The sequence below is a fragment of the Actinoplanes sp. CA-142083 genome (assembly GCF_050942195.1).
In the GTDB taxonomy this organism is placed as follows: domain Bacteria; phylum Actinomycetota; class Actinomycetes; order Mycobacteriales; family Micromonosporaceae; genus Actinoplanes.
Window position 1 is genome coordinate 5,663,860 of record NZ_CP192076.1, and the last position, 21,092, is coordinate 5,684,951.

17 protein-coding genes are annotated in these 21,092 nt (G+C 70.1%); 5 read left to right on the forward strand and 12 right to left on the reverse strand.

Annotated elements, in window-relative coordinates; translation table 11 throughout:
* Nucleotides 1-3 precede the first annotated feature (3 nt).
* Nucleotides 4-186, reverse strand: a complete 183-nt coding sequence (locus ACQPZX_RS26000; RefSeq protein WP_433360026.1) for a hypothetical protein — start codon at nt 184-186, stop codon at nt 4-6.
* Nucleotides 187-265: 79 nt separating this feature from the next.
* Complete coding sequence (locus tag ACQPZX_RS26005; RefSeq protein ID WP_433360029.1) at nt 266-1,525, reverse strand: SGNH/GDSL hydrolase family protein; 1,260 nt, start codon at nt 1,523-1,525, stop codon at nt 266-268.
* Nucleotides 1,526-1,727: 202 nt separating this feature from the next.
* On the opposite strand from ACQPZX_RS26005, the gene ACQPZX_RS26010 reads away from it, so the two are divergent.
* A complete protein-coding gene (locus tag ACQPZX_RS26010; protein WP_433360032.1) occupies nt 1,728-2,366 on the forward strand; it encodes a sigma-70 family RNA polymerase sigma factor in 639 nt (212 codons plus the stop codon).
* Nucleotides 2,367-2,393: 27 nt separating this feature from the next.
* Nucleotides 2,394-3,140 (forward strand): dienelactone hydrolase family protein, encoded by a 747-nt coding sequence (locus ACQPZX_RS26015; RefSeq protein ID WP_433360035.1) that lies wholly within the window; start codon nt 2,394-2,396, stop codon nt 3,138-3,140.
* Here ACQPZX_RS26015 and ACQPZX_RS26020 read toward each other — a convergent pair.
* The 8 genes from ACQPZX_RS26020 to ACQPZX_RS26055 all read right to left on the reverse strand — a co-directional run bounded on the left by ACQPZX_RS26020 (nt 3,112) and on the right by ACQPZX_RS26055 (nt 10,934).
* Nucleotides 3,112-4,158 (reverse strand): lysylphosphatidylglycerol synthase transmembrane domain-containing protein, encoded by a 1,047-nt coding sequence (locus tag ACQPZX_RS26020; protein WP_433360038.1) that lies wholly within the window; start codon nt 4,156-4,158, stop codon nt 3,112-3,114. The genes ACQPZX_RS26015 and ACQPZX_RS26020 overlap by 29 nt on opposite strands.
* Nucleotides 4,159-4,206: 48 nt before the next feature.
* Complete coding sequence (locus tag ACQPZX_RS26025) at nt 4,207-4,719, reverse strand: hypothetical protein (RefSeq protein ID WP_433360041.1); 513 nt, start codon at nt 4,717-4,719, stop codon at nt 4,207-4,209.
* Between the two features lie 90 nt (nt 4,720-4,809).
* Nucleotides 4,810-6,000 (reverse strand): glycosyl hydrolase, encoded by a 1,191-nt coding sequence (locus ACQPZX_RS26030; protein WP_433360044.1) that lies wholly within the window; start codon nt 5,998-6,000, stop codon nt 4,810-4,812.
* Between the two features lie 35 nt (nt 6,001-6,035).
* Nucleotides 6,036-6,914 carry a carbohydrate ABC transporter permease gene (locus ACQPZX_RS26035; protein ID WP_433360047.1) on the reverse strand — a complete coding sequence of 293 codons (879 nt, stop codon included), beginning with the start codon at nt 6,912-6,914 and terminating at the stop codon, nt 6,036-6,038.
* Nucleotides 6,911-7,795: a carbohydrate ABC transporter permease gene (locus ACQPZX_RS26040; protein ID WP_433360050.1), complete on the reverse strand. Its 885-nt coding sequence runs from the start codon at nt 7,793-7,795 to the stop codon at nt 6,911-6,913. The genes ACQPZX_RS26035 and ACQPZX_RS26040 overlap by 4 nt, the downstream gene beginning before the upstream one ends.
* Nucleotides 7,795-9,210: an N-acetylglucosamine/diacetylchitobiose ABC transporter substrate-binding protein gene (ngcE, locus tag ACQPZX_RS26045; RefSeq protein WP_433360053.1), complete on the reverse strand. Its 1,416-nt coding sequence runs from the start codon at nt 9,208-9,210 to the stop codon at nt 7,795-7,797. Before ngcE ends, ACQPZX_RS26040 begins: the two co-directional genes overlap by 1 nt.
* Before the next feature lie 18 nt (nt 9,211-9,228).
* The gene (locus tag ACQPZX_RS26050; protein ID WP_433385437.1) at nt 9,229-9,978 is read right to left on the reverse strand and encodes a sugar isomerase domain-containing protein; all 750 of its coding nucleotides are present in this window, start codon (nt 9,976-9,978) and stop codon (nt 9,229-9,231) included.
* Nucleotides 9,979-10,016: 38 nt separating this feature from the next.
* Complete coding sequence (locus tag ACQPZX_RS26055; protein WP_433360056.1) at nt 10,017-10,934, reverse strand: MurR/RpiR family transcriptional regulator; 918 nt, start codon at nt 10,932-10,934, stop codon at nt 10,017-10,019.
* A gap of 95 nt (nt 10,935-11,029) precedes the next feature.
* On the opposite strand from ACQPZX_RS26055, the gene ACQPZX_RS26060 reads away from it, so the two are divergent.
* Nucleotides 11,030-11,986, forward strand: coding sequence for an N-acetylglucosamine kinase (locus ACQPZX_RS26060; RefSeq protein WP_433360060.1), 957 nt, complete (start codon nt 11,030-11,032; stop codon nt 11,984-11,986).
* On the opposite strand, the gene ACQPZX_RS26065 is transcribed toward ACQPZX_RS26060, so the two are convergent.
* Nucleotides 11,934-14,852 (reverse strand): helix-turn-helix transcriptional regulator, encoded by a 2,919-nt coding sequence (locus ACQPZX_RS26065; RefSeq protein ID WP_433360063.1) that lies wholly within the window; start codon nt 14,850-14,852, stop codon nt 11,934-11,936. The two genes, ACQPZX_RS26060 and ACQPZX_RS26065, sit on opposite strands and share 53 nt — an antisense overlap.
* A gap of 202 nt (nt 14,853-15,054) precedes the next feature.
* Between ACQPZX_RS26065 and ACQPZX_RS26070 the strand changes: the two genes are divergently transcribed.
* The gene (locus ACQPZX_RS26070) at nt 15,055-18,030 is read left to right on the forward strand and encodes a carbohydrate binding domain-containing protein (RefSeq protein WP_433360066.1); all 2,976 of its coding nucleotides are present in this window, start codon (nt 15,055-15,057) and stop codon (nt 18,028-18,030) included.
* A gap of 111 nt (nt 18,031-18,141) precedes the next feature.
* Nucleotides 18,142-19,911, forward strand: coding sequence for a carbohydrate-binding module family 20 domain-containing protein (locus ACQPZX_RS26075; RefSeq protein ID WP_433360069.1), 1,770 nt, complete (start codon nt 18,142-18,144; stop codon nt 19,909-19,911).
* Here the strand turns inward: ACQPZX_RS26075 and ACQPZX_RS26080 are convergent.
* A complete protein-coding gene (locus ACQPZX_RS26080) occupies nt 19,908-21,086 on the reverse strand; it encodes a serpin family protein (protein WP_433360072.1) in 1,179 nt (392 codons plus the stop codon). The genes ACQPZX_RS26075 and ACQPZX_RS26080 overlap by 4 nt on opposite strands.
* Nucleotides 21,087-21,092: the final 6 nt, after the last annotated feature.

The following is a 21,092-nucleotide window of genomic DNA, read 5'->3' on the forward strand; positions in this document are numbered from 1 at the left end:
CTGCTAATCGTCATCGTCGTCGTCATCATCGTCATCGTCGCCGTCGCCGCCCGGGCAGCCCGCGAGTGCCATCAGGCCGGTCCCGGCCGTGGCGATGACAAGTGCCCGCCCGAAGAGTCCGCGCCGGCTCATCGTCGCCTCGGGAGTGTTCCGCTCTTGCGCCGAATCGGCTCTCGTCTCGTCCATGCCGGCATTCTCGCAGCCTGTGTCCGGCCCGTGAAGCCCGCAGCGCGCCGGGCGGATCAGGATCCGCCCGGCGCGTTTGCTACAGCCGGTGCAGGTCGACCGCCTCGGCCATGGCTCGCATCCCGGCGTCGTTCGGGTGCAGGCCGTCCCCGCCGTCGTAGGCCGGGTTCAACCGGTCCGGATCGGCCGGGTCGGCGAGCGCGCGATCGAAGTCGGCCACCGCGTCGTACTCGCCGCCGGTGCGGATCCAGCGGTTCACCGCGTCGCGCACCTTCTCGCCTTCTTCGGTGTAGTAGCCGGGGTACGTCACCCCCGCGAACGGAAGGATGGTCGCGCCGATCATCCGCACCCCGCGGGCGTGCGCGGCCCGGATCAGCTTCCGGTGCCCGGCGATCAGCTGTTCCGCGGTGACCGGCTGCGCTTCGGCGCCGACACCCAGCCCGATGTCGTTGATGCCCTCGAGCACGATCACCGTCCGCACCCCCGGCTGGTCCAGCGCGTCCCGGCCGAACCGGGCGGTGGCCCGGTCGCCGAAGCCCGGGCTGTCGGTCAGGACCCGGTTGCCGCCGATCCCCGCGTTGACGACGGCCTTGCCGCTGCCGGCCGCGACCAGTCGTTCGGCCAGCTCGTCGGGGTAGCGGTTGTTCGCGTCCGGCGTCGAGAACGCCCCGTCGGTGATCGAGTCACCGAACGCCACGACCGTCCCGCCGTAGCCGCCCGACACGTCGATGCCGGACAGGTAGTACCAGGACTGCGACGTCTCCGTGTACGCGCCGCCGGACCCGTCCCGCAGATGGTTGCCGGCGGCCCGGTAGGCGGTCGCCAGCGCGAACGGGTGGAACGTGGCCGGTCCGGTGCGGCCGGCGAAGTACAGGGTCACGGTCAGCCGTTCCAGCGGGGCGACGCGCAGGGCCACCGCGTCCGAGCTGAGCTGCCGGCCCGCCGGGACGACCGCCGAGCGCCTGCCCCCGAAGAGCACCGCCCGCTGCGAGCCCGGCTCCACCGACGGCCCCTGGGCCGACCGCGCGATCGAGGCGCCGGCCAGCCGCAAGGGCGCGCTGCCGTACACGTTGGACAGCCGGATGCGCACCTCGGAGCCGCCCCGGCTGACGCGGACCGGCTGGCGCAGGGACTGGTTCTCGAAGCCGTCCGCCCAGTTGGTGCCCCCGAAGGGGTCCGGGGCCGCGGCGATGTTCGCTGTCGACCAGGTCGCGGTCCAGTGCCGGACGGGGTGGCCGGGGTGTGCCGCCGCGGGTGCCGCGAATGTGGGCACGGCCGTCAGCACCGCAAGCAACGCGGCGCAGGCCGCTCGTAGAGCCTTGGTCATCGGGCGCTTCATGTCGAACATGGTAAATCTCGCGGCGCCGCCGGCCGAGGGTCAGGCCGCGCGGCAGCTCCAGCAGGGCGAGCAATCCGCTGCTCAGCTCCCTTGTCGTGACTGTCGGCACCGGCTAGCGACCCCGGCTGGCGTATCGGCGGACTCGACCGCGCGCGCGAGCGGCGATTCTCGGCCTGGGAGAGAAAAGAAGGGGCTGAACACCATGGTCGTCGGAGTTGTCGAAGACGTAGACGAGCTGTCGGAGTTCGAGGATGTCCGTTCCGTGCTGCTCGGCGTCGCGCGCCACATCGTGGGCCGGGCGGCCGACGCCGAGGACGTCGTGCAGGACGCCTGGGTCCGCTGGCAGACCGCGGACCGCGAGCAGGTACGGACGCCGGTCGCGTTCCTGGTGACCGTCACGAGGAGGCTGGCGCTCAACGCGGCGACCTCGGCCTACGCGCGTCGCGAGGTGTGTGCCGGCGGCTGGCTGCCGGACCTCACTCCCGCGGGCGACGAGCCGGCCCGGGAGGCGGAGCGCGGCGAGGCCGTCGCGGCGGCGGTGCGGCTGCTGATGGAACGGCTGTCCCCGATCGAGTGCGCCGTGTACCTGCTGCGCGAGGCGTTCGGCCACTCGTTCCGCGAGATCGCCGGGGAGCTCGGGCTCAGCGAGGCGAACGCGCGGCAACTGGCGTTCCGGGCACGCCACCGTGTCCGGCAGGAACGCCACCACCCGGTCGATCCGGCCGAGCGGGATCGGCTGCTCGGCGCTTTCCTGCGCGCGGCCCGAGCCGGCGACACCGCGCCCCTGACCGGCCTGCTGTCCGCCCCACCGAGCCGGCACGTGACGCACCGCGCTGCCTGACGTCGCCGGACGTGATGGGATCCATCCATGGACCCGAAAGTCTCGTGGGGCGAGTGCCGGACGATCGGCGCCACGACCGAGCTGCCCTTCCGGCTGCGCCGCGGGAGCGCCGGCGTGGTGCCCGGGCTGGCCTGGCTGCCGCCCGCGACCGGCTCGCCATTGGTGCTGCTGGGGCACGGCGGCAGCGGGAGCAAGCGAGCCGGACGGGTGGTCGCGCTGGGCCGCTGGTTCGCCGGCGAGGGCATCGCCGCGGTGGCGATCGACGGGCCGTACCACGGGGACCGGGTCGAGCGGCCCATGCCGCCGGAGGAATATCAGGCGCTGATCGCCGCGGAGGGCCTCGAGGTGGTGCTCGACCGGATGACTGGCGACTGGCTGGCGGTGCTGGACACGCTGCCGGTCGACCGGGACCGGCTCGGGTACCTCGGGATGTCGATGGGCGCGCGGTTCGGGCTGCCGCTGCTGGCGGCGCTGGGCGATCGAGCCAAGGGCGCGGTGCTGGGCAAGTTCGGGCTGGACCCGGCCGAGATCGATCCCAGGCTGAACGTGCCGGAGCGGGTGGCGGCCGACGCCGGGCGGATCACCGCGAAGGTGCTCTACCACGTGCAGCTCGACGACACGCTCTTCCCGCTCGACGGGCAGAAGCGGCTGTTCGAGCTGATCGGCAGCGGTCAGAAGGAGCTGATCGCCTGGCCGGGCGAGCACGGCGTCACGGACCCGGCCGCGGTGGTGCGGTGGCGGGAGTTCATCCGGAGCGCGGTCGAGGAACAGTGATCCGGCGTCGCAGCGCCAGGGCGGCCGCGCCGCCGGCCGGGAGCAGCAGCCAGCAGGAGATCAAACGATAGATGAGTACGGCGGCCGCGGCCGTCACCGCGGTGGCGCCGGCCGCGGTCAGCCCCGCCACCAGGGCGGTGTCGATCACACCCACGCCGCCGGGGGTCAGCGGCACCTGGCGGACGATCTGCACGCCCAGGTAGATGCCGGCCAGCGTGGTGATGCCCACCGGCAGGCCCACGGCACGGCAGGCGGCGGCCAGGCAGAGCAGGTCGGTGAGCCAGTTGACGGCGAAGAACAGCACGGCGACGGTCCAGTCGCGGGGGCGCAGGGCGGCGCCGGCCTGCCAGGCCTCGTGGGCCGAGGCGAGGGTCCTGCGGATCCAGGTCAGGACCCGGCCGTTGCCGGTGGCGGTGGCCTTGACCGCGGGGATGCGCCGGCCGGCGACGACGGCCGCGGTGGTCAGCAGGGCCAGGCCGCCGACCACGGCGAGCGGGCGGGGGCTCAGCAGCAGGGCGGGGTCGCGCCCGACCACGGCCGCGCCGCCGGCCACGTACAGCAGGGTGAGGCCGCCGATGGAGGCGAGGCCGGAGACGATCATCGAGGCGGCGGAGTGCTCCTTGCTGACGCCGCCGCGCTGGTACTCGCGGACCGCATAGGCCGCCGAGACGGCGGCGCCGGCCGGCATGGCGATGGAGATGGCGGTGCGGGCGAGGGTCACCGCCGCGGCGCGCCGGGCCGTCAGGCGTACGCCCAAAGCGCGCAACAGGACCCGCTGCTGCCACCCGAACGCGCCGAGCGAGACGGCCTGCAGCGCGGCAGCCAGGGTGACCCACCCGTAGTCGGCGTCGGCGAGCGCACGCAGGAACTCGCGGGGGTCGGGGAGGCGGCCCCACAGGCCCAGCGCGGCCAGCCCGAGGCCCGCGGCGAACAGCAGCGGCAGGCGCAGGCGCCGCCACCGGCTACGTCGCGTCACCGGCGCGGCGTCGGGCCGCGGCTCGGACTTGAGAGGGGCCACGCCGCGATCCTGACAAACATGGTCAACCGGAGGCCAGCGCTTGTGACCTCAGTCGCCGGAGAAGCCCCAGAAATACAGCTCGGCGGGGGCGCCCTGCTCGTCGTGCAGGACGGCCATCCGGCCGATACCCGGATATTTCGCGAGCGGGATGATCGCCTCGACGTGGTCGCGGGTGAGTTTCGTGTCGCCGGCCGTCTCGTACGCCTCGGCTTCGCCGACCGGAACGATGATGCCGTACTCGGGATTGCCGTGCTCCTTGACCAGCGCCATGTACTCCTCGAAGGTCTCGTATGAGTACGGCAGGTACCCGTAGTTCGGGGCCTCGTCGTCGGGGAGCACGCGATACATGTCGAGGATCGAGTGGGTGCCCTTGAGCCGTACGGTCTCGTCGGCCCACAGCTCGTCCTCGGTCGTGGGCCGGCCGGGGTCGTCGACGGCCATCTTGCCGCTGACCGCCCACAGGAACTCACCGGCCTCGAAGACCAGGGTCCGGAGGGTCACGAAGGCGACGTACCGGTCTTCCTGGTAGGGCATTGAGTAGTCCCACCCCGAGGCGCCCACGCATCCTCCTTCTTTGATCTTTTCGGCGCGACAGAATAACCGGGGGCGGGGCTCGGCCGCCCCGGTCCCCCGGTCATTTTTACGTCACGCTTAGCAGCGGCCCAGATCCTGCCACTGTTCGGTCCATCCGGGCTCGGAACCCTGCGTCCAATATCTGGCCTTCCACAGGTGCTTGCCCTGGCCCGACGGCGGCCCGCTGGGGTCGCCGTACTTGCTCTTCTCGTGTTTCACCAGGTTGCCGCCGGTGTAGACGGTGCCGAAGGCCCACTCGGGCGCGTTCGAGCAATCCGTCGCGGGCGGAGTTGTCGGATTTGTTGTCGGAGGAGTCGTCGTCGGTGCCGTTGTCGGCGGAGTGGTCGGCGTCGAGCAGCCGCCGGTCGAGTCGACCGTGTCGGTGAAGGCGCTGCCCGAGGTCCGGTAGGCGGCCGCCTTCGAGGTGGCCTGGGACGGCGACAGCACCTGGTTCTTGGCGAACAGCACCCAGTCGACCTGCTGGATGTAGGTCGAGAGGCCGCCGGTGTGCGCGGCGGTGTCGATGAACCACAGGTTCCAGTTGATGGTCATCGTCTGGCGCGGGTAGAACTTGCCGGAGTGGTCGCCGACCTGCGCCCCGTCGATGAAGTAGATCATGTGGCCGTTGGCGACCTGGACGACCAGGTCGTGCCACCCGTCGAAGCTGCGCCGCTCCTCCGAGTGCACGTTGTCGGCGTACCACGGGTCGTTGCGATAGGTGTACCAGCTGGTCTGGTAGTTGATCGGCCCGGTCTCGCCCCAGCCGCCGTTCGGCAGGTACTCGGAGATGTCCAGCTCCGAGTAGGTCGGGTCGAGGTCGCCGTTGAGCGGGCTGATGGTGAAGAAAGTTTCGTTGATGTGGTCGCCGTCGTTGCCGCTGACCGGAGCGTCGGTGAACCGGATGCGGCTGGCGTAGGTGCCGTCCAGGAACCGCTTCTGCGTGGAGTAGAGCTCGGCCTGGTTGGTGCCGCCCGAAGTGCCGTCGGTCGACGCGGTCAATTGCATGACCTTGTCGCTGCCCGACGTCGGGAACGTGATGCTGTTGGCCGACCACGTCGCGCCGGGCACGCCGGGGCCGCCGGAATAGGTACGCGGGGTCCAGCCGTGCTGGGTGAGGGACGAATCGGACGAGTTCGCGTAATGGAAATCGTCGAACAGATAGCCACAGTCGGCGGCGGTCGCCGCGGTCTGCGATGAGACGACGACCGCCGTGGTCGCCGCGAGGAAGGCGACGGAAAGTGCTGCCAATCGACGCTTGTCGATGAGCATGGGGATACTCCTCCCGTTCTCGAAGTTTCCTGGAACTACTTGACCGCGCCGGCGGTCATTCCGGCTCGGATGTGGCGCTGGAAAGCGACGTAGGCGATGAGCACCGGCAGCATGGCGATGGTCAGGCCGGCGAACAGTCCGCCCCAGTCGCTGCGATACCCCTGGCTGACCGACAGGGCGGCCAGACCCTGCGCCAGGACGTACCGGTCCGGGTCGGGATTGAGAACCAGCGGAAGCAGATATTGGTTCCAGAGCCCGAGGAAATTGAAGATGCCGACCGCCGTGAGGCCCGGTCGGGCCAGCGGCAGCATCACGCGGAAGAAGACGGCGCCGTGCGAGCACCCGTCGAGGAACGCGGCCTCGGCGATCTCGCTCGGCAGAGTGCGGAAGAAAGCATGAAGAAAGAAGACCGTGAAGGGTACGGCGTAAGCGGCGTAAACGAGGATCAGGCCGGGGTACGTGCCGAGCAGTCCCAGTTGCTGAACCACGAAGAACAGCGGCACCAGGGCGAGGAAAACCGGGAAGAACATCGCCGCGACGAAGGTGTAGTAGATAAGCCGGTTGCCGCGGAATTCGTACCGCGCCAAGGCGTACGCCACGAGAGCGCCCAGCAGCATCGTGAGCAACAGAGCCCCGCCCACGACGATAAGACTGTTCAGAAAATATCGTCCGATGCTGGCGGAGGTCCAGGCGCGGGCCCAGTTGTCGAAATGCGGCGTCGACGGCAGCGACCACGGCTCGTTGAGGATCTCGTCGTCGGACTTGACCGAGGAGACCACCGCCCACAGCAGCGGGAGCGCGGTCACGACGGCCCAGCAGAGCATGGCGATCTGCGGGAGCGGGTTGGCCCGTTTTGTCGTTGTGGAAGGCGTTTGCTCGGATCTGGTGGCCGGGCGTTCTCGCAAGAGGGTCATGTCAGCTCCAGCCGTTCCTTGCGGCCCGCCCGCAGAGCCAGGACCGCGAGGGTCAACGTCGCGAAGAAGAGCGCGACCCCCATCGCCGAGGCGTAGCCGAACTTTCCGTACGTGAAGGCGTTGCGGTAGAGCGAGAGCCCGATCACCTCGGTGGCGCCGTCCGGCCCGCCCGGGCCCACCGTCATGACCTGCACGACGGCGAATCCGTCCAGCGCCGCGATCCCGAGGTACACGAAAGCCACCTGGACGGTTTCGCGGACGAGCGGCAGGGTGAGCCGCCGGAACGTCGTCCACTCGCCGGCGCCGTCGAGCCGCGCCGCCTCGTACAGCTCGGCCGGGATGCCGTCGATCGCCGCGCGGAACAGCACCACGTAGAACCCGACCGACGACCAGATGAGCACCGCCATCACGGCGGCGAGCGCGAATTTCGGCTCGGCGAGCCAGGATTTCGCGAAAGTTCCCAGGCCCACCGCCCGCAGCCCCGAGTTGAGCAGTCCCGTGTTGGGGTTGTAGACGAAGCTCCACAGCACGCCGATCACGACCAGCGACAGCAGTTGCGGAAAGAAGTAGACGATCTGGTAGCCGGACGAGCCTCGCCGGGTGCGCAACAAGGAAGCGAGTCCGAGGCCGAGCGCGATCGTGGCCAGGGGGACGACGACGAGCATCACCGCGTTGTTGCGCACCGCGTCGAGAAACAGGGAGTCCCCGCCGAGGCGGGCATAGTTGCCCGCCCCGACGAAACGCGCCTCGCCGGCCACGCCGGTCCAGTCGGTCAGCGACAGGTAGAACGCCTGCGCGTACGGCGAGAGCACGAAGACGACGTGCAGGACCAGCGCCGGCACCAGTGCGCCGAGCAGGAACCGCCACCGGCCGTGTCTCATCAGCGTGTGTACTTCGTGACGGTCGTGTCCTTGGCGAGGGCGTCCGCGGCCTTCTGGATCCGGGTGGACCAGTCGGCCGGGGAGATGCGCTTGTTCACCAGCTCGCCGGTGGCGTCGTCGACTGCTTTCGCGAGCGGCGCGTACCACGTACGGAATCGGTAGGTGAAGGTGTTGTCGCCGGCCGCGACCACCGCGTCGCGCACCGAGCCCAGCCCGCTGGAAAGCGTGAGACCGTCGGTGGCCCCGGCCACCGCCGGCAGCGTGCTGTTCGCTTTCGCGAAATCGGTCGCCGACGCCTTGGAGAAGAGGATCCGCAGGTATTCCTGGCCGCCCGCGGGATTCTTCGCCTTCGACGGCACGATGAACGACTCGCTGCTGGCCGCCTGCACCGCCGTCCCGGGCAGGTTGTCGGAATTGTTCGCGGGAACCGCGCCCATCACCATGTCGAAACCGGCCGGCGCGACCTCTTTCTGCTCGCTTTCCAGCCACGAGCCGCAGGGGATGAACGCCGCCTTCTTCTGGCACCAGGCGGCCTGCGCCTCGGTGTGCGACAGCGCCTCCGAGCCGCTCATGATGTAGCCTTTGCCGGCGAGTTCCGCGAAAGCGGTCGCCGCCTGCACCAGGCCCGGCTGCTTCCAGGCCCCCGGCTCGAGGTTGTCGACCGCCTTGATGAGGTCCTTGCCGCCCGTTTTCGCGGCCATGCTCAGCAGCGGGTCGTTGATGTACTCCGGATATTTGCCCTGGTAGGTCCAGGGTGCCACGCCGGCTTTCTTGATGGTTTCGCAGAGGGCCAGCATGTCCGCCCACGTCTTCGGATAGCTCCACCCTTTCTGCTCGAAGAAAGGCTTGGAATACCAGAGACCCCAGACCGTGTACGTGAAATTGAGCGCGACCGTTTTCTCGGCGAAGGTTCCGTCCTCCACGACACCGGGAAGCAGAGTTTCGCGAACTTTCTTGCCCGGCACGTCGAACGCGGGCGCGTCCAGCAGCTCGGCGAGGTCCGCCACCTGGCCCGCGCCGACCAGCGTGGCGATGTCGAGCCGCCCGGCGCCGGTGTTGTCGACGACATCCGGCGGGTTGCCGGCCACGAACCGGGGCTGCATCGCCTCGCCGACCTTCTGCAGGCCCTTGTGGTCGACCTTGGCCTTCGGGTAGCGCTGCGTGTACTGCGTCTCGGCCTTGATCGCGTAGTCGTCGCCGTACCCGCCCTTGAAGACGACCACCTCGAGCGGCGCGTCCTGTTTGACGCCCAGGGGGTTGTCGGCGGTCTTGTCGCCGCTCTTTATCTCCGCGGCTTCTTTCTTGCCGGACGTGACACACGCGGCGAGGGTGGGCACGGTGATCGCCGCGGCCGCGGCCGTCCTGAGCAGGGTTCTCCGGGTGGGGTACGGTCTGAGCTGGGGTTCAAGGTTCATCGCGTGGGCCTTCTTCCCTTATGCGGTGCGCCGGATGCGCCCGGCGTACCGCGCCTCAATCTGTGCGTTGTGTTCCTTGCCGCCGGGCACGTTGTCCGACAGGTAGATGGGCGGCGTGACGCCGTCCGCGATCAGGGTGGCGACGACCTCGGTGACGATCTGCTGGGCCAGCAGCGCCGCCGTGATCGACGAGACGGCACCCACCGCTCCCCCGCCGGGCAGCGCCAGCGCCGCGTCGCCGTAGGGCGCGCCGTTGTCGAGCACCACGTCGGCGATGTCGCCGAGCTTGCGGCCGCTCGGGTGGCGCGACTCGACGCCGGCCGAGTGCTGCGCCGAGGTGATCGCCACGAGCCGGTGGCCGCGCTCCTTGACCAGCAGCGCCATCTCGACGACCGCGCCGTTGATGCCGGAGTTGGAGGCGATGACGAAAGCGTCGTCGGGTTTGATCGGGGCCAGTTCGTAGAGGCGGTGAGCGATCTCGGTGCCTCGCTCGACCATCGGGTCCTTCAATTTGTCGAGCGGTTCGCCGCCGTAGAGAACGATGTCCCGCAGCGCGATCCGGTTGGTGGGGACCAGGCCGCCGGCCCGGCCGGCGATCTCCATCGCGAGGGCCTCGGAGTGCCCGCAGCCGAAGGCCTGGATCACTCCCCCGTTGCGGACGCTCTCGGCCAGGATCTCGGCGGCCTTCTGCTTGGCGGCGGCCTGGCCGGTGCCGACCTTCTCCAGCACCGCTTGGACGACGGTCAGGTATTCGCTGCCGGTCGGGATCTTCGCCAGTTGGCCTTCGGGTGGGTCATGGGTGACGCTCACGGTTGTCCTTTCGGGCGGCCGCGCTTGCGGGACGGGATCTTCTCGGGGAGGCGGTGGGCGTCCACGGCGCGGACGGTGAGCTCGAGCGCCTCGGCCGTGCGCTCGTAGGTGCGCTGGGCGACCGCCACGTAGATGAGGTCGAGCACCAGCAGCTGCGAGTGCAGCGCGGAGAGGGCGGCCAGCCGGAACGTCGTCTCCTGCACGCTGGTGGTGAAGACGACGTCGGCGACCTCGGCCAGCGGCGAGCGGCTGAAGCTGGTCACCGCGACGGTCAGCGCGCCGTGGTCGGCGGCCTCGGCGAGGGTCTCGATCACCTCGCGGGTGCGGCCGGAGTGCGAAAGGCCGATCGCGACGTCGCCGGGCAGCAGCAGCGCGGCGTTGGTCAGCGCGGTGTGCGAGTCGGTGCGGTGCCAGACCGGGACCCGGATGCGCTCGAGCCGGAACGCCATCTCCCGGGCGGCGGTGCCGCTGGAGCCGAGCCCGAAGATCTCGACCCGTTTCGCCTCGGCGATGGCGGCGGCGACCCGCTCGACCGCGGCGACGTCGAGCCCCGCCGCGGTGCTCTGGATGGCCCTGGTGTCGGCCGCGGTGACCACGCCGAGCACGTCGGTGAGCGAGTCCTCCGGGGCGATGTCGCCGCTGATGTCGGTCTCCCAGCGGGCCTGCTCGGCCCGGCCGGTCTCGGTGGCGATGGCGACGCGCAGGTTCGCATAGCCCTTGAAGCCGAGCGTGCGGCTGAACCGGGTCACGGTCGCCGTCGACGTGCCCGACCGCTCGGCCAGGTCGACGATGCTGGCGTGCGCCGCCGTCTCCGGATCGGCCAGGATCGTCTCGGCGATCCTCGCCAGCGCCTCCGGCATCTGCGGTCCCTCGATGCGGAGCCGCCCGAGCAGCCCGCCGCTCTCACCCGTCACGGTGGTCGTCCTTTTCATCAGATGCTGTTGGCGATGAAAATTACGACCGTGGACGGCGCTAGTCAATAAGAACTTTCTATGTTTCGATCCTGACCATGGATCTGGTGGTGGGGGTGGACGCGGGCGGCACCGCGTCCCGGGCCGTCGTGGCCACCCTCGGGGGTGTCGTCGCCGGCCGGGCAGTCGCCGGGCCGGGCAATCCGCTGTCCCGCGGTCCGGCCGCCGTCGAGGCCATCGGGGAAGCGCTGCGGGAGGCCCTGGCCGGGTGCGATCCCGACCGGGTGGCCGGCGGGGTGCTCGGGGTGGCCGGCACCAGCGCGGTCGCCGATCCGGCGATCGCCGCCGCCTTCGACGGCATGTGGGCGTCATTGGGCCTGACCTGCCCGATGCGCATCGTCGGCGACGTGGTCACCGCCTTCGCCGCCGGCACCCCGTCACCGTCCGGGGAGGCCCTGATCGCCGGCACGGGCGCGGTGGCGGCCCGCATCGAGCAGCACGAGATCGTCTCCGTGGCCGACGGGCTGGGCTGGCTCCTCGGCGACGAGGGGTCGGGGCGCTGGATGGGCTTGCAAGCGTTGCGACACGCCGTCCGCGCCTGGTCCTCTCCCTTCGCAGCAGCCGTAGCCGCTCACGCCGGGGTGTCGTCAGCTGACGCGCTGGTCCGCTGGGCTCAGGCGCTGCCGCTGGCCGACATCGACGCCTTGGCCCCGATCGTCTGCGCGGCGGCCCGCTACGGAGATCCCGTCGCCACCACGATCGTCGCGGACGGCGTCACCCGCCTGCTGTCCACCCTGGACTCGGTCGCGGCTTCCGGTCCCGTGGTCCTTGGCGGCGGCCTCCTGATCGCGGACACACCCATGCGCGCCGGCGTACTCGCCGCCCTCTACGCCCGAGGCATCACCGTCGGAACAAGTCACGACCCCGCCGCCGCGGCAGCCTGGCTGGCGGCGCGCTCACTCGGCGCCCCCGACTCCCTTCACGCCGCCCTCCTGACCCGCGCTACCCCTCATGTCGCGACGACAGCGCGTCCCTCAATGCCGCCCGGGAGGTGATGCCCAGCTTGGGATAGACGCGATACAGGTGGGCCGCCACCGTGCGCGGGGACAGCGCAAGCCGTTCGCCGATCTCTTTGTTGGTCAGTCCGGTCGCGGCCAGCTGGGCGATCTCCCGCTCCTGGGCGGTTAGCGCACTCCGCGGCTCGGCCCCTGCCACGCCGGCCGCCCGCAGCTCGCTCTCCGCCCGCCGTGACCACGGCTCGGCCTCCAGCCGCGCGAAAGTTTCCTGCGCCGCCAGCAACTGTCGCCGTGCCTCGGTGACCTGCCGGCGCCGGCGCAGCGTCTCGCCGTGGCAGAGCCGCACCCGGGCCAGCAGGAACGGCCACTGGTCGGCGCCCGGCACGGCGAGCGCGCGCTCGAACAACCGGACCCGGTCGTCGTCCGCCGCCACCAACGCCTCGGCGCCGCGCACCGCCAGCGCCAACCGGGAGGACAACTGCTCGAGCCGCGCCGACCGGGCCGCCTCCACATGAGCCCGCGCCTCGTCGTGGCGGCCGGTGCGCGTCGCGGCCTCGACCAGGTCGAAGACGACCCAGAGCGCGTGCGGCATGTGCGAGCGCAGCACCCCGGCCGGGCTGATCTCGGCCGCGGCCCGGTAGGCAGCCTCGAAGTCGCCCCGGGACAGCGCCGCCATGCAGTGGATCTCGAAGGCCATCGCCCGCACGACCAGCGCCCCGCGCGAACGGGCCCACTGGTCGAGCTCGCCGGCGGCCGCCTCCGCCGCCGCCACGCCGCGGGCCGCGTTGATCAGGTTGAGCACGTAGCCCTCGAAGCACCACACGTACCGCAGGTAGCCGAGCCCGGCCGCCAGCTCCTGCCCCTCCGCGACGAGCCGTGCGGCCTCGTCCCAGCGGCCGTGCTTCCAGGCGTCGACGCTGAGCGACACGATCGCGTTGATCGCCGCCGCGGCCGCGCCGCCCTTGCGGCCGTCCTCGACAACGCGCAGCAGAGCCGGCCGGCAGTCGCCGATGCGGTCGGCGAAGACCGACGCCACGCCGAGCTGGATGATCTCGGCCGGGTTCTCGAGACCGGGTAAGCGGCGCAGCTCCTCTTCGAGCAGCGGCAACGTGTCCACGCCGCGGCGGGCCGGGTCGCCGTGCATGGCGCTGAGCACCACCAGCGAAGCGGGCGCCTGGTCGCCGAGCCACCGCATCGCCTCGTGGAACGGCGGCCAAAGCTCGGCCCGGCCGCCGAAGTAGCAGACCACCAGCAGCAGTTGAAGCGCCTCGGTCAGGCTCTCCGGGGAAGCGTCCCCGGCGTGCGCCCGCAACGCGAGCGTGAGCAGCCGGTGCGGGGTGTCGACCACGGAGTCCCGGTTGAACAGCACGCTCGCCGCGGCGGTGGACAACTCCAGCGAGCTCGGTGGGCCAGCGGACAGCTCCAGCGAGCTCGACGAGCCGGTGGACAACCCCGGCGCGCCCGGCGGCCCGGCGGAACGCTCCGTGGAGCTCGGCAGGCCGGCGGTCCGCACCAGCTCCTCGGCGCTTCCCAGCTCGCCGACCACCTCGGCGCCGATGGTCGCCGCCTGGGCCAGCCGGCGCAGCCGGGCGTCGTGGTCGGCGCTGAGCTCGGCCGCCCGGGTCAGCGTCTCGACGCCGGCCACCGCGTCGCCGCGCGCGAGCACGATGTGGGCGGCCCGCTCGAGGATCCCGGCGACCTGTTCGTCCGGCTCGACCGTGGACTCGGCCAGGTGGAACGCGCGCCGTACCGGGTCGGGCGCCCGGTCGGCGAGCTGCCGGTGGGCCCGGTGCCGCTCGCCGGGCGTGGCCAGCTCGACGACGGCGAGGCGGCTGAGCGGGTGCCGGAACCCGAGCCGGCCGGAGCGCGGGTCGACCATGACGATCCCCTCGCGCAGGGCGGGATCGAGCCCGGCCAGGTCGCCGCCCGCCACCGAGCGCAGGTCGGCGGGGCCGGAGAGGGCGGCCAGCAGCAGCAGCTCGCGCGAGGCGGCGGGCAGGTCGTCGATCCGGGCGGCGAAGACGTCCTGGAGCTTGCGGCTCATCGGCAGGTACGCCGCAGCCGACGCACCGGATAGCTCGGCGGGAACGGCCCCGGAAAAGAGCCCGGCGGGCGCAGGCCCGGAGACGGAGCCGGCGGGTCCAGGCTTGGAGAAGGAGCCGGCGGGTCCAGGCCCGGAGAGGCGCCCGGCGGGCAGCTCGGTCAGCGCGAGCGGGTTGCCCTGGGCCTCGCCGAGCACGCGCTGCCGGGCGCGCGGGGTCAGCCTGGGAAAGCGCGTCCGGAGCAGCGAATCGCCGGCGCGGTCGTCGAGCGGGCGGAGCGTCACCCGTGGCAGGCCGCCGTGTTCGAAGAAGCCGGTGTCGCCGGTGCGCTGCCCGCCGATCAGGGCGGCGCGCAGGCCGCTGAGCCGGCGCGCGACCATGCCGAGGACGATCGCGCTGGAACGGTCGAGCCAAGGAAGGTCGTCGACCACGAGCAGAACCGGAGCGGCACCGGCGAGTTCGGCCAGGATCGCGTTGGCGAGGGCCAGGAAGCTGGGCGCCGGCCCGTCGGCGAGTCCCAGCGCGACGCGCAGGGCGGGGTCAACGGGCGTTCGCCCGCGCAGCGCGGGTTCAACCGGCGCGTGATCTCGCGGCACGGGATCGACCGGCGCGGGATCGGCCGGCGCACGCTCGCGCACCAGCGGCATCAGCAGCTGGTTGAGCCCGGCGAAGCTGATGTCGGCCTCGAACTCGACGCCGGCCGCGCGCAGCACCCGGCGCCCGTCGTCGTGACCGTGCTCGGCGGCCGCGTCCAGCAGAGCGGACTTGCCGATGCCCGGGTCGCCGGCGATCAGCAGGCTGCCGCCGGCGCGGACCGTCTCGAGGACCGTCCGCAGCTCGTCGTCGCGGCCGAACAGCTGCATGATCCGTCAGGCTACGCGACGGCGAGCGCGCATCGACGTACGTCTCAGCATGGCCTTGCAAAATCCATGGAAAGTCTTCCAATCGATGCAAGTCGTTGCTAGCGTCTCGACCAATATGAACGCGGGATTACACCCGTGTCACAGGCTTTGCCACGCATCCGTCCGCGATCGCAACGCCCCCAAGATCGTTGGAGGAGTCCCCGTGCCCAGAAAGTGGCTCACCGCCGTCCTCGCGGCGCTCGCCGCCATCCCCCTGCTGGTGGTCGGCCCCGCCGCCGCGGCCGCAAGCACCGTGACCGTCTATTACAAGCCGCCGTCCGCGTGGAGCAGGGTCAACATCCATTACGCGCCCACCGGCGGCTCGTGGACCACCGTGCCGGGCATGCCGATGAGCGCCGCCTCGTGCGCCGGCTGGTACCGCAAGGACATCGACCTCGGCGCCGCGACCGGCATGCAGACCACCTTCAACAACGGCAGCGGCACGTGGGACAACAACTCCGGCCGCAACTACAGCGTCGGCGCCGGCGTCGTCACGATCACCGGCGGGGTGGTCACCAGCGCCGATCCGTGCAGCGTCACCACGCCCCCGGCCGGCGACAACACGGCGACGGTCTTCTACCCGAGCCGATGGGCGACCGTCTACCTGCACTACGCGCCGGACGGCGAGGCCTGGACGACCGTGCCGGGCGTGGCGATGAACGAGAACGCCTGCACCGGATGGGCGAAAAAGACCGTCGAGCTGGGGGCGGCCACCTCGTTGCAGGCCACTTTCAACAATGGCTCGGGCACGTGGGACAACAACAACGGCGCGAACTATCGGCTGAGCGCGGGCACCTCGACCGTGAAGGACGGCGTGGTCACCGCCGACGCCACCGACCCGTGCAGCGCCGTGCCGGCCGACACCACCGCGCCGAGCACGCCGGGCGCGCTGACCGCGTCGGTCGATCATGTGACGGTCACGCTCGGCTGGACCGCGTCGACCGATGACCGCGGAGTGACGGGTTACCAGATCACGCGCAGTGGCGGCAGCGGCGGGACCGTCGTACTGACCAGCGGCTACAACACGTACATCGACGGCAGTCTCGCGGCGAAGACCACTTACACGTACGCGGTCCGCGCGGTCGACGCCGCCGGCAATCAATCGGCCGTGAGCCAAAGCAAGAGCGTGACCACCGGAGATGCCCCGCCGCAGGCGGCCGGCGGCGCGATGCTCGGCGGCGATCCGCGCAAGGAGAGCATCTATTTCGTCTTGACCGCGCGCTTCTACGACGGGGACACCTCGAACGACCGCGGCGGCAGTCAGGACATCGCCTCCGGGAACGCGGCGAATCACGACCCGATGTTTCGCGGCGATTTCAAGGGGCTCGTCGACAAGCTCGACTACATCAAGGGGCTCGGCTTCTCGGCCATCTGGATCACGCCGGTGGTGCTGAACCGATCGGACTACGACTATCACGGATACCACGGCTGGGACTTCTTCCGGGTCGACCCGCGGCTCGAGTCTCCCGGCTCGACCTACCAGGATCTGATCGACAAGGCGCACGCCAAGGGCCTGAAGATCTACCAGGATGTCGTCTACAACCATTCCTCGCGGTGGGGCGCGAACGGGCTCTTCGTACCCAAGGTCTGGGGTGCGAAGGACGGTCAGTGGGATGGGCTGTACAGCACCAAGGTGGACGGGCAGCGATACGACCCGCTGACCGAGTTCCACGGCACCGATCCGGCCCTGACCGCGCAGCAGAACGCGCTCGCCCAGGGGCGTCCCTACAACGGCGACCTGTGGAGCACGACCGAGCCGGCCGGCAACACCTGCCGCAGCTGGGGTACGCCGACCGGGCAGTACAGCGCCCAGGGATACGCGATTCACAACTGCCAATGGCCCTCGCCCACGAGCGGCATGTTCCCGTCCACGTTGTACCACCAGTGCTGGATCGGGAACTGGGAGGGCGAGGACTCGCGGTCCTGCTGGCTGCACGAGGACCTGGCCGATTTCAACACCGAGAACCCGGTCGTCCAGAAATACCTGATCGACGCGTACAACAAGTACATCGACATGGGCGTCGACGGGTTCCGCGTCGACACCGCCGTGCACATTCCGCGCGTCACCTGGAACCGCCGGTTCCTCCCCGCGATCCAGCAACACCTCACCCAGAAGTACGGGGCGGCGAAGGCGCAGGACTTCTACGTTTTCGGCGAGGTGGGCGCGTTCGTCAACGACAAGTGGAACCGCGGCTCGGTGAACCACTCGGCGCAGTTCTTCACCTGGAAGGAGCGCCGCGAGTATGCGGCCGACGACGTGACCGCCGCGCTCGAGCAGTACAACTACGAGGAGCAGCTCGGCACTGGCCAGCAGCCGACGAGCACGAACGCCTTCCTGAACGGCAACCTCTACCACGCGCCGGACCGTTCGCAGTTCTCCGGCATGAACATCATCGACATGCGGATGCACATGAACTTCTCGGACGCTCCGAACGCCTTCCACAACGGCAAGGACTCCGACGACTCGGTGAACGACGCGACCTACAACGCGGTCTATGTCGACTCGCACGACTACGGGCCGAACAAGTCGTCGACCCGCTATTCCGGCGGCACCGACGCGTGGGCCGAGAACATGTCGCTGATGTGGACGTTCCGCGGCATTCCGACGCTCTATTACGGCTCGGAGATCGAGTTCCAGGCCGGTAGGCAGATCGATTGCGGCCCGACCTGCCCGCTCGCGACTACCGGGCGTGCGTACTACGGCGACAAGGTCGAGGGTTCGGTGACGGCTTCCGACTACGGAGTGGTCAGCAGCGCCAGCGGCACGGTGGCGACCACCCTCACCCAGCCGCTCGTGAAGCACGTGCAGCGGCTCAACCAGATCCGGCGAGCGGTCCCGGCGCTGCAGATGGGCCAGTACTCGACCGACGGCGTCAGCGGCGACATGGCCTACAAGCGCCGCTACACGTCCGGCGCGACCGACAGTTTCGCGCTGGTGACCGTCTCGAGCAGCGCAACCTTCTCCGGCATCCCCAACGGCACGTACACCGACGCCGTCACCGGTGATGTCCGGACCGTCACGAACGGCACGCTGACCGCGAGTGTCAGCGCCAAGGGCGACCTGCGGGTGTACGTGCTCGCGCTGCCCGGCAACCCCGCTCCCGGAAAGGTCGGAACCGATGGACCCTACCTCCGCTGATTTCCGGCTGCCCCGCCCGGAAAGACGTCCCTTCGAAGCGCCACCGAATTCCCTGTCCGCGAAGTCCGTGGCCCCGCCCCATCCCGGCCAGGGCCCGTCAGGAGGTCACCGATGAAAACCCGCCGCTGGGCGATCCCCGGCGTCCTGGTCCTGCTCACCGCCGCGATCACCGTGGCGATCGGCCGCCCGCACCAGGCCGACGCCAAGGCCGACGCGAACCCGGGACCACGGGACGTCATCGTCCACCTCTTCGAATGGCCGTGGGCGTCGATCGCGTCCGAGTGCACGAATGTTCTCGGGCCCAAGGGCTTCGGCGGCGTGCAAGTCTCGCCACCGCAGGAGCACGTGGTGCTGCCGAGCAGCGGATATCCGTGGTGGCAGGACTACCAGCCGGTCAGCTACCAGCTGACGACGCGGCGCGGCAACCGGGCGGCGTTCGCGTCGATGGTCAGCACCTGCCACGCGGCCGGCGTGAAGATCTACGTCGACGCGGTGATCAACCACATGGCCGGCGGCGCGTCGACGGGCACCGGCAGCGGCGGCTCGACGTACGGCCACTACTCGTACCCCGCCGTCGCGTACGGGAACAACGATTTCCACCACTGCGGGCGCAACGGCAACGACGACATCGTCAACTGGGGCGACCGATGGGAGGTGCAGAACTGCGAGCTGGTCGACCTGTCCGACCTCGCGACGGAGTCCTCCTACGTGCGCGGGAAACTTGTCGCGTACCTCAACGACCTGATCTCGCTGGGCGTCGACGGGTTCCGCGTCGACGCGGCCAAGCACATTCCCGCGTCCGATCTGCAGGCCATCTACGGGCAGCTCAGCGGATCGCCGTACATCTTCCAGGAGACGATCGAGGGCGGGGCCGGTGAGGTCAGCCCGACCGAGTACACCGGGCTCGGCGACGTCACCGAGTTCCGGTACGGCGACGTGGTCGGCAACGCGTTCCGCGGCGCGAATCTTTCCGGGCTGCAAAACCTGCCCGGCCAGATGCTGATGGCGAGCGGGGACGCGGTGGCCTTCATCGACAACCACGACACCCAGCGGAACGGGCGCGCGAAACTTACCTACAAGGACGGAAACACGTACGGGCTGGCCGAGGCGTTCATGCTGGCGTATCCGTACGGGACGCCGTCGGTGATGTCGAGCTTCACGTTCAGCAACGCGGACGCGGGCCCGCCCGCCGCCTCCAACGGGACGACGTCGGCGGTCAACTGCTCATCCGGCTGGGCCTGCGAGCACCGGTGGCGGACCACGGCGAACATGGTGGGCTTCCACAACGCCGCCTACGGCACGCCGGTCACGAACTGGTGGTCCAACGGCGGGAGCCAGATCGCTTTCGGGCGCGGCTCCTCCGCGTACGCGGTCTTCAATCGTGATGGCGGCACGCTGAGCCGGACCTTCACGACCAGCCTGCCCGCCGGAACCTATTGCGATGTCGCCAACGGCGACTTCAGCAACGGATCCTGCACGGGCGCGACCTACAGCGTCTCGGCGTCGGGCACGTTCACGGCGTCGGTTCCGGCGAACTCGATGATCGCCTTGCACCTCAATGCCCGCACAAATTCAACCCCCGGCTCCTGTACGTCGGTGGCAGTCACTTTCGCGGTGAACGCGACGACGGTCTGGGGCGAGAACATCTACGTGCTGGGCAACCGCGCCGAGCTGAGCAACTGGAACACCAGCGGCGGCGTGGCCCTGTCGTCGGCGACCTACCCGGTGTGGCGGGGCACCGTCAACCTGCCGGTCAACACGTCGGTCGAGTACAAGTACGTGAAGAAGAACGGTTCGGCGGTGACGTGGGAGTCCGGCGCGAACCGGACCCTCACCACGGGCGCCGCCTGCACGCAATCGGTAAATGACACCTGGCGCTAGCTGCGCGGATCGGTCACCTCGCCGAGGAAAAGTATCGCGCCGGTTTTCTGGTCGGAGATGGTGAAGGCGAAGGGCCGGTCGACCACGAAAGTGGTCTGGCCGGCCCGGGCCGAGGTGGCCATGACGCCGCCCGTGACGGCAGCCGCCTCGGTGCCCTCCTCGTCAACCTTGATGTAGGTCTTGTGCACAACTTTCGCGAGCGCCGGATCGGCTTTCGACATGGCCGTGAAGCCGGTCGTCGGCAGGCCCATCTTGACGAGCGGCCCGGTCAGGTCGCCCGACCAGCGCAGCTCGAAGCGGGGCAGCGCCACCTCGTCGATCTCCTGCTCGCTGAGATTCGCGACCGCGTCGCGCCACGTTTCCGCGTCGAGTTTCAGCGTCTTTCCCTCGTCCGGGAGCATGACCTCCATGGCGTAGCGGCCGTCCTCGCCGTAGGGAAGCCGCAACATGCGGAAACCGTCGCGTTCCGCGTACCCGAAGGTTTCGCTCCTCAGATGCATCATCGGGACGTCGACTTTCGCGCCACCCACCGCGAAAGCGCCGGGCGAGGTGTCCTCGAATTTCGTCGTCCACTCGCCGAGGAAGTAGACGGCGTTCAGAAGGACCAGCATCGCCTGCGGGTCGGGCAGCCCGAGATCGCTGGCGATCTGGTCGATGCGGCCGCCGGTGTTCTTCTTCGCCCATTCGTCGATGGCCTTCGCCGCCTCGGCCTGCCCGAGATCGGCCTGCTCGACCGTCGCGCCGAACGTCTTGCGCACGAAATCGAGATAGTCCTGCTCGAGGGGCGCGCCCTCGTCGGCCCACAACGCGTCGGCGACCGACAACTTCACCTCATCGGTGTCGGCAAGCGTCCGCAGCAGCGCCCCGACCCGCACATCGCGGCGCTCGTCCAGGTGCAGAACTTTCGCCATTTTCGTGGCGGTGTCGCCGTCCGCGCCCGCAAGAATCATCGCCAGCAGCACCGAGACCGACAGCGGCGACGTGATCGTGTTCTGCTTGCCGTCGGAAATTTCGCGAAGGAGGTCAAAGCCGAACGCGTTCATCCCCTGCGCCACGGCCTGCGCGTCCCCGGGTTTGAGCTCGCTGACAAGTTTCGCGTCGATCCGCCCCGCGTCGCCCGGCACCCCGCCGCCGCATCCGCTCACCAGCATCGCCCCCGCGGCGATCAAAGCCACGATTCC

Coding starts and splice junctions, on each gene's coding strand:
- ACQPZX_RS26000 (WP_433360026.1), bottom strand. CDS start 186: ATGGACGAGACGAGAGCCGATTCGGCGCAAGAGCGGAACACTCCCGAG.
- ngcE (WP_433360053.1), bottom strand. CDS start 9,210: ATGAACCTTGAACCCCAGCTCAGACCGTACCCCACCCGGAGAACCCTG.
- ACQPZX_RS26040 (WP_433360050.1), bottom strand. CDS start 7,795: ATGAGACACGGCCGGTGGCGGTTCCTGCTCGGCGCACTGGTGCCGGCG.
- ACQPZX_RS26010 (WP_433360032.1), top strand. CDS start 1,728: ATGGTCGTCGGAGTTGTCGAAGACGTAGACGAGCTGTCGGAGTTCGAG.
- ACQPZX_RS26060 (WP_433360060.1), top strand. CDS start 11,030: ATGGATCTGGTGGTGGGGGTGGACGCGGGCGGCACCGCGTCCCGGGCC.
- ACQPZX_RS26075 (WP_433360069.1), top strand. CDS start 18,142: ATGAAAACCCGCCGCTGGGCGATCCCCGGCGTCCTGGTCCTGCTCACC.
- ACQPZX_RS26015 (WP_433360035.1), top strand. CDS start 2,394: ATGGACCCGAAAGTCTCGTGGGGCGAGTGCCGGACGATCGGCGCCACG.
- ACQPZX_RS26035 (WP_433360047.1), bottom strand. CDS start 6,914: ATGACCCTCTTGCGAGAACGCCCGGCCACCAGATCCGAGCAAACGCCT.
- ACQPZX_RS26065 (WP_433360063.1), bottom strand. CDS start 14,852: ATGCAGCTGTTCGGCCGCGACGACGAGCTGCGGACGGTCCTCGAGACG.
- ACQPZX_RS26030 (WP_433360044.1), bottom strand. CDS start 6,000: ATGCTCATCGACAAGCGTCGATTGGCAGCACTTTCCGTCGCCTTCCTC.
- ACQPZX_RS26005 (WP_433360029.1), bottom strand. CDS start 1,525: ATGAAGCGCCCGATGACCAAGGCTCTACGAGCGGCCTGCGCCGCGTTG.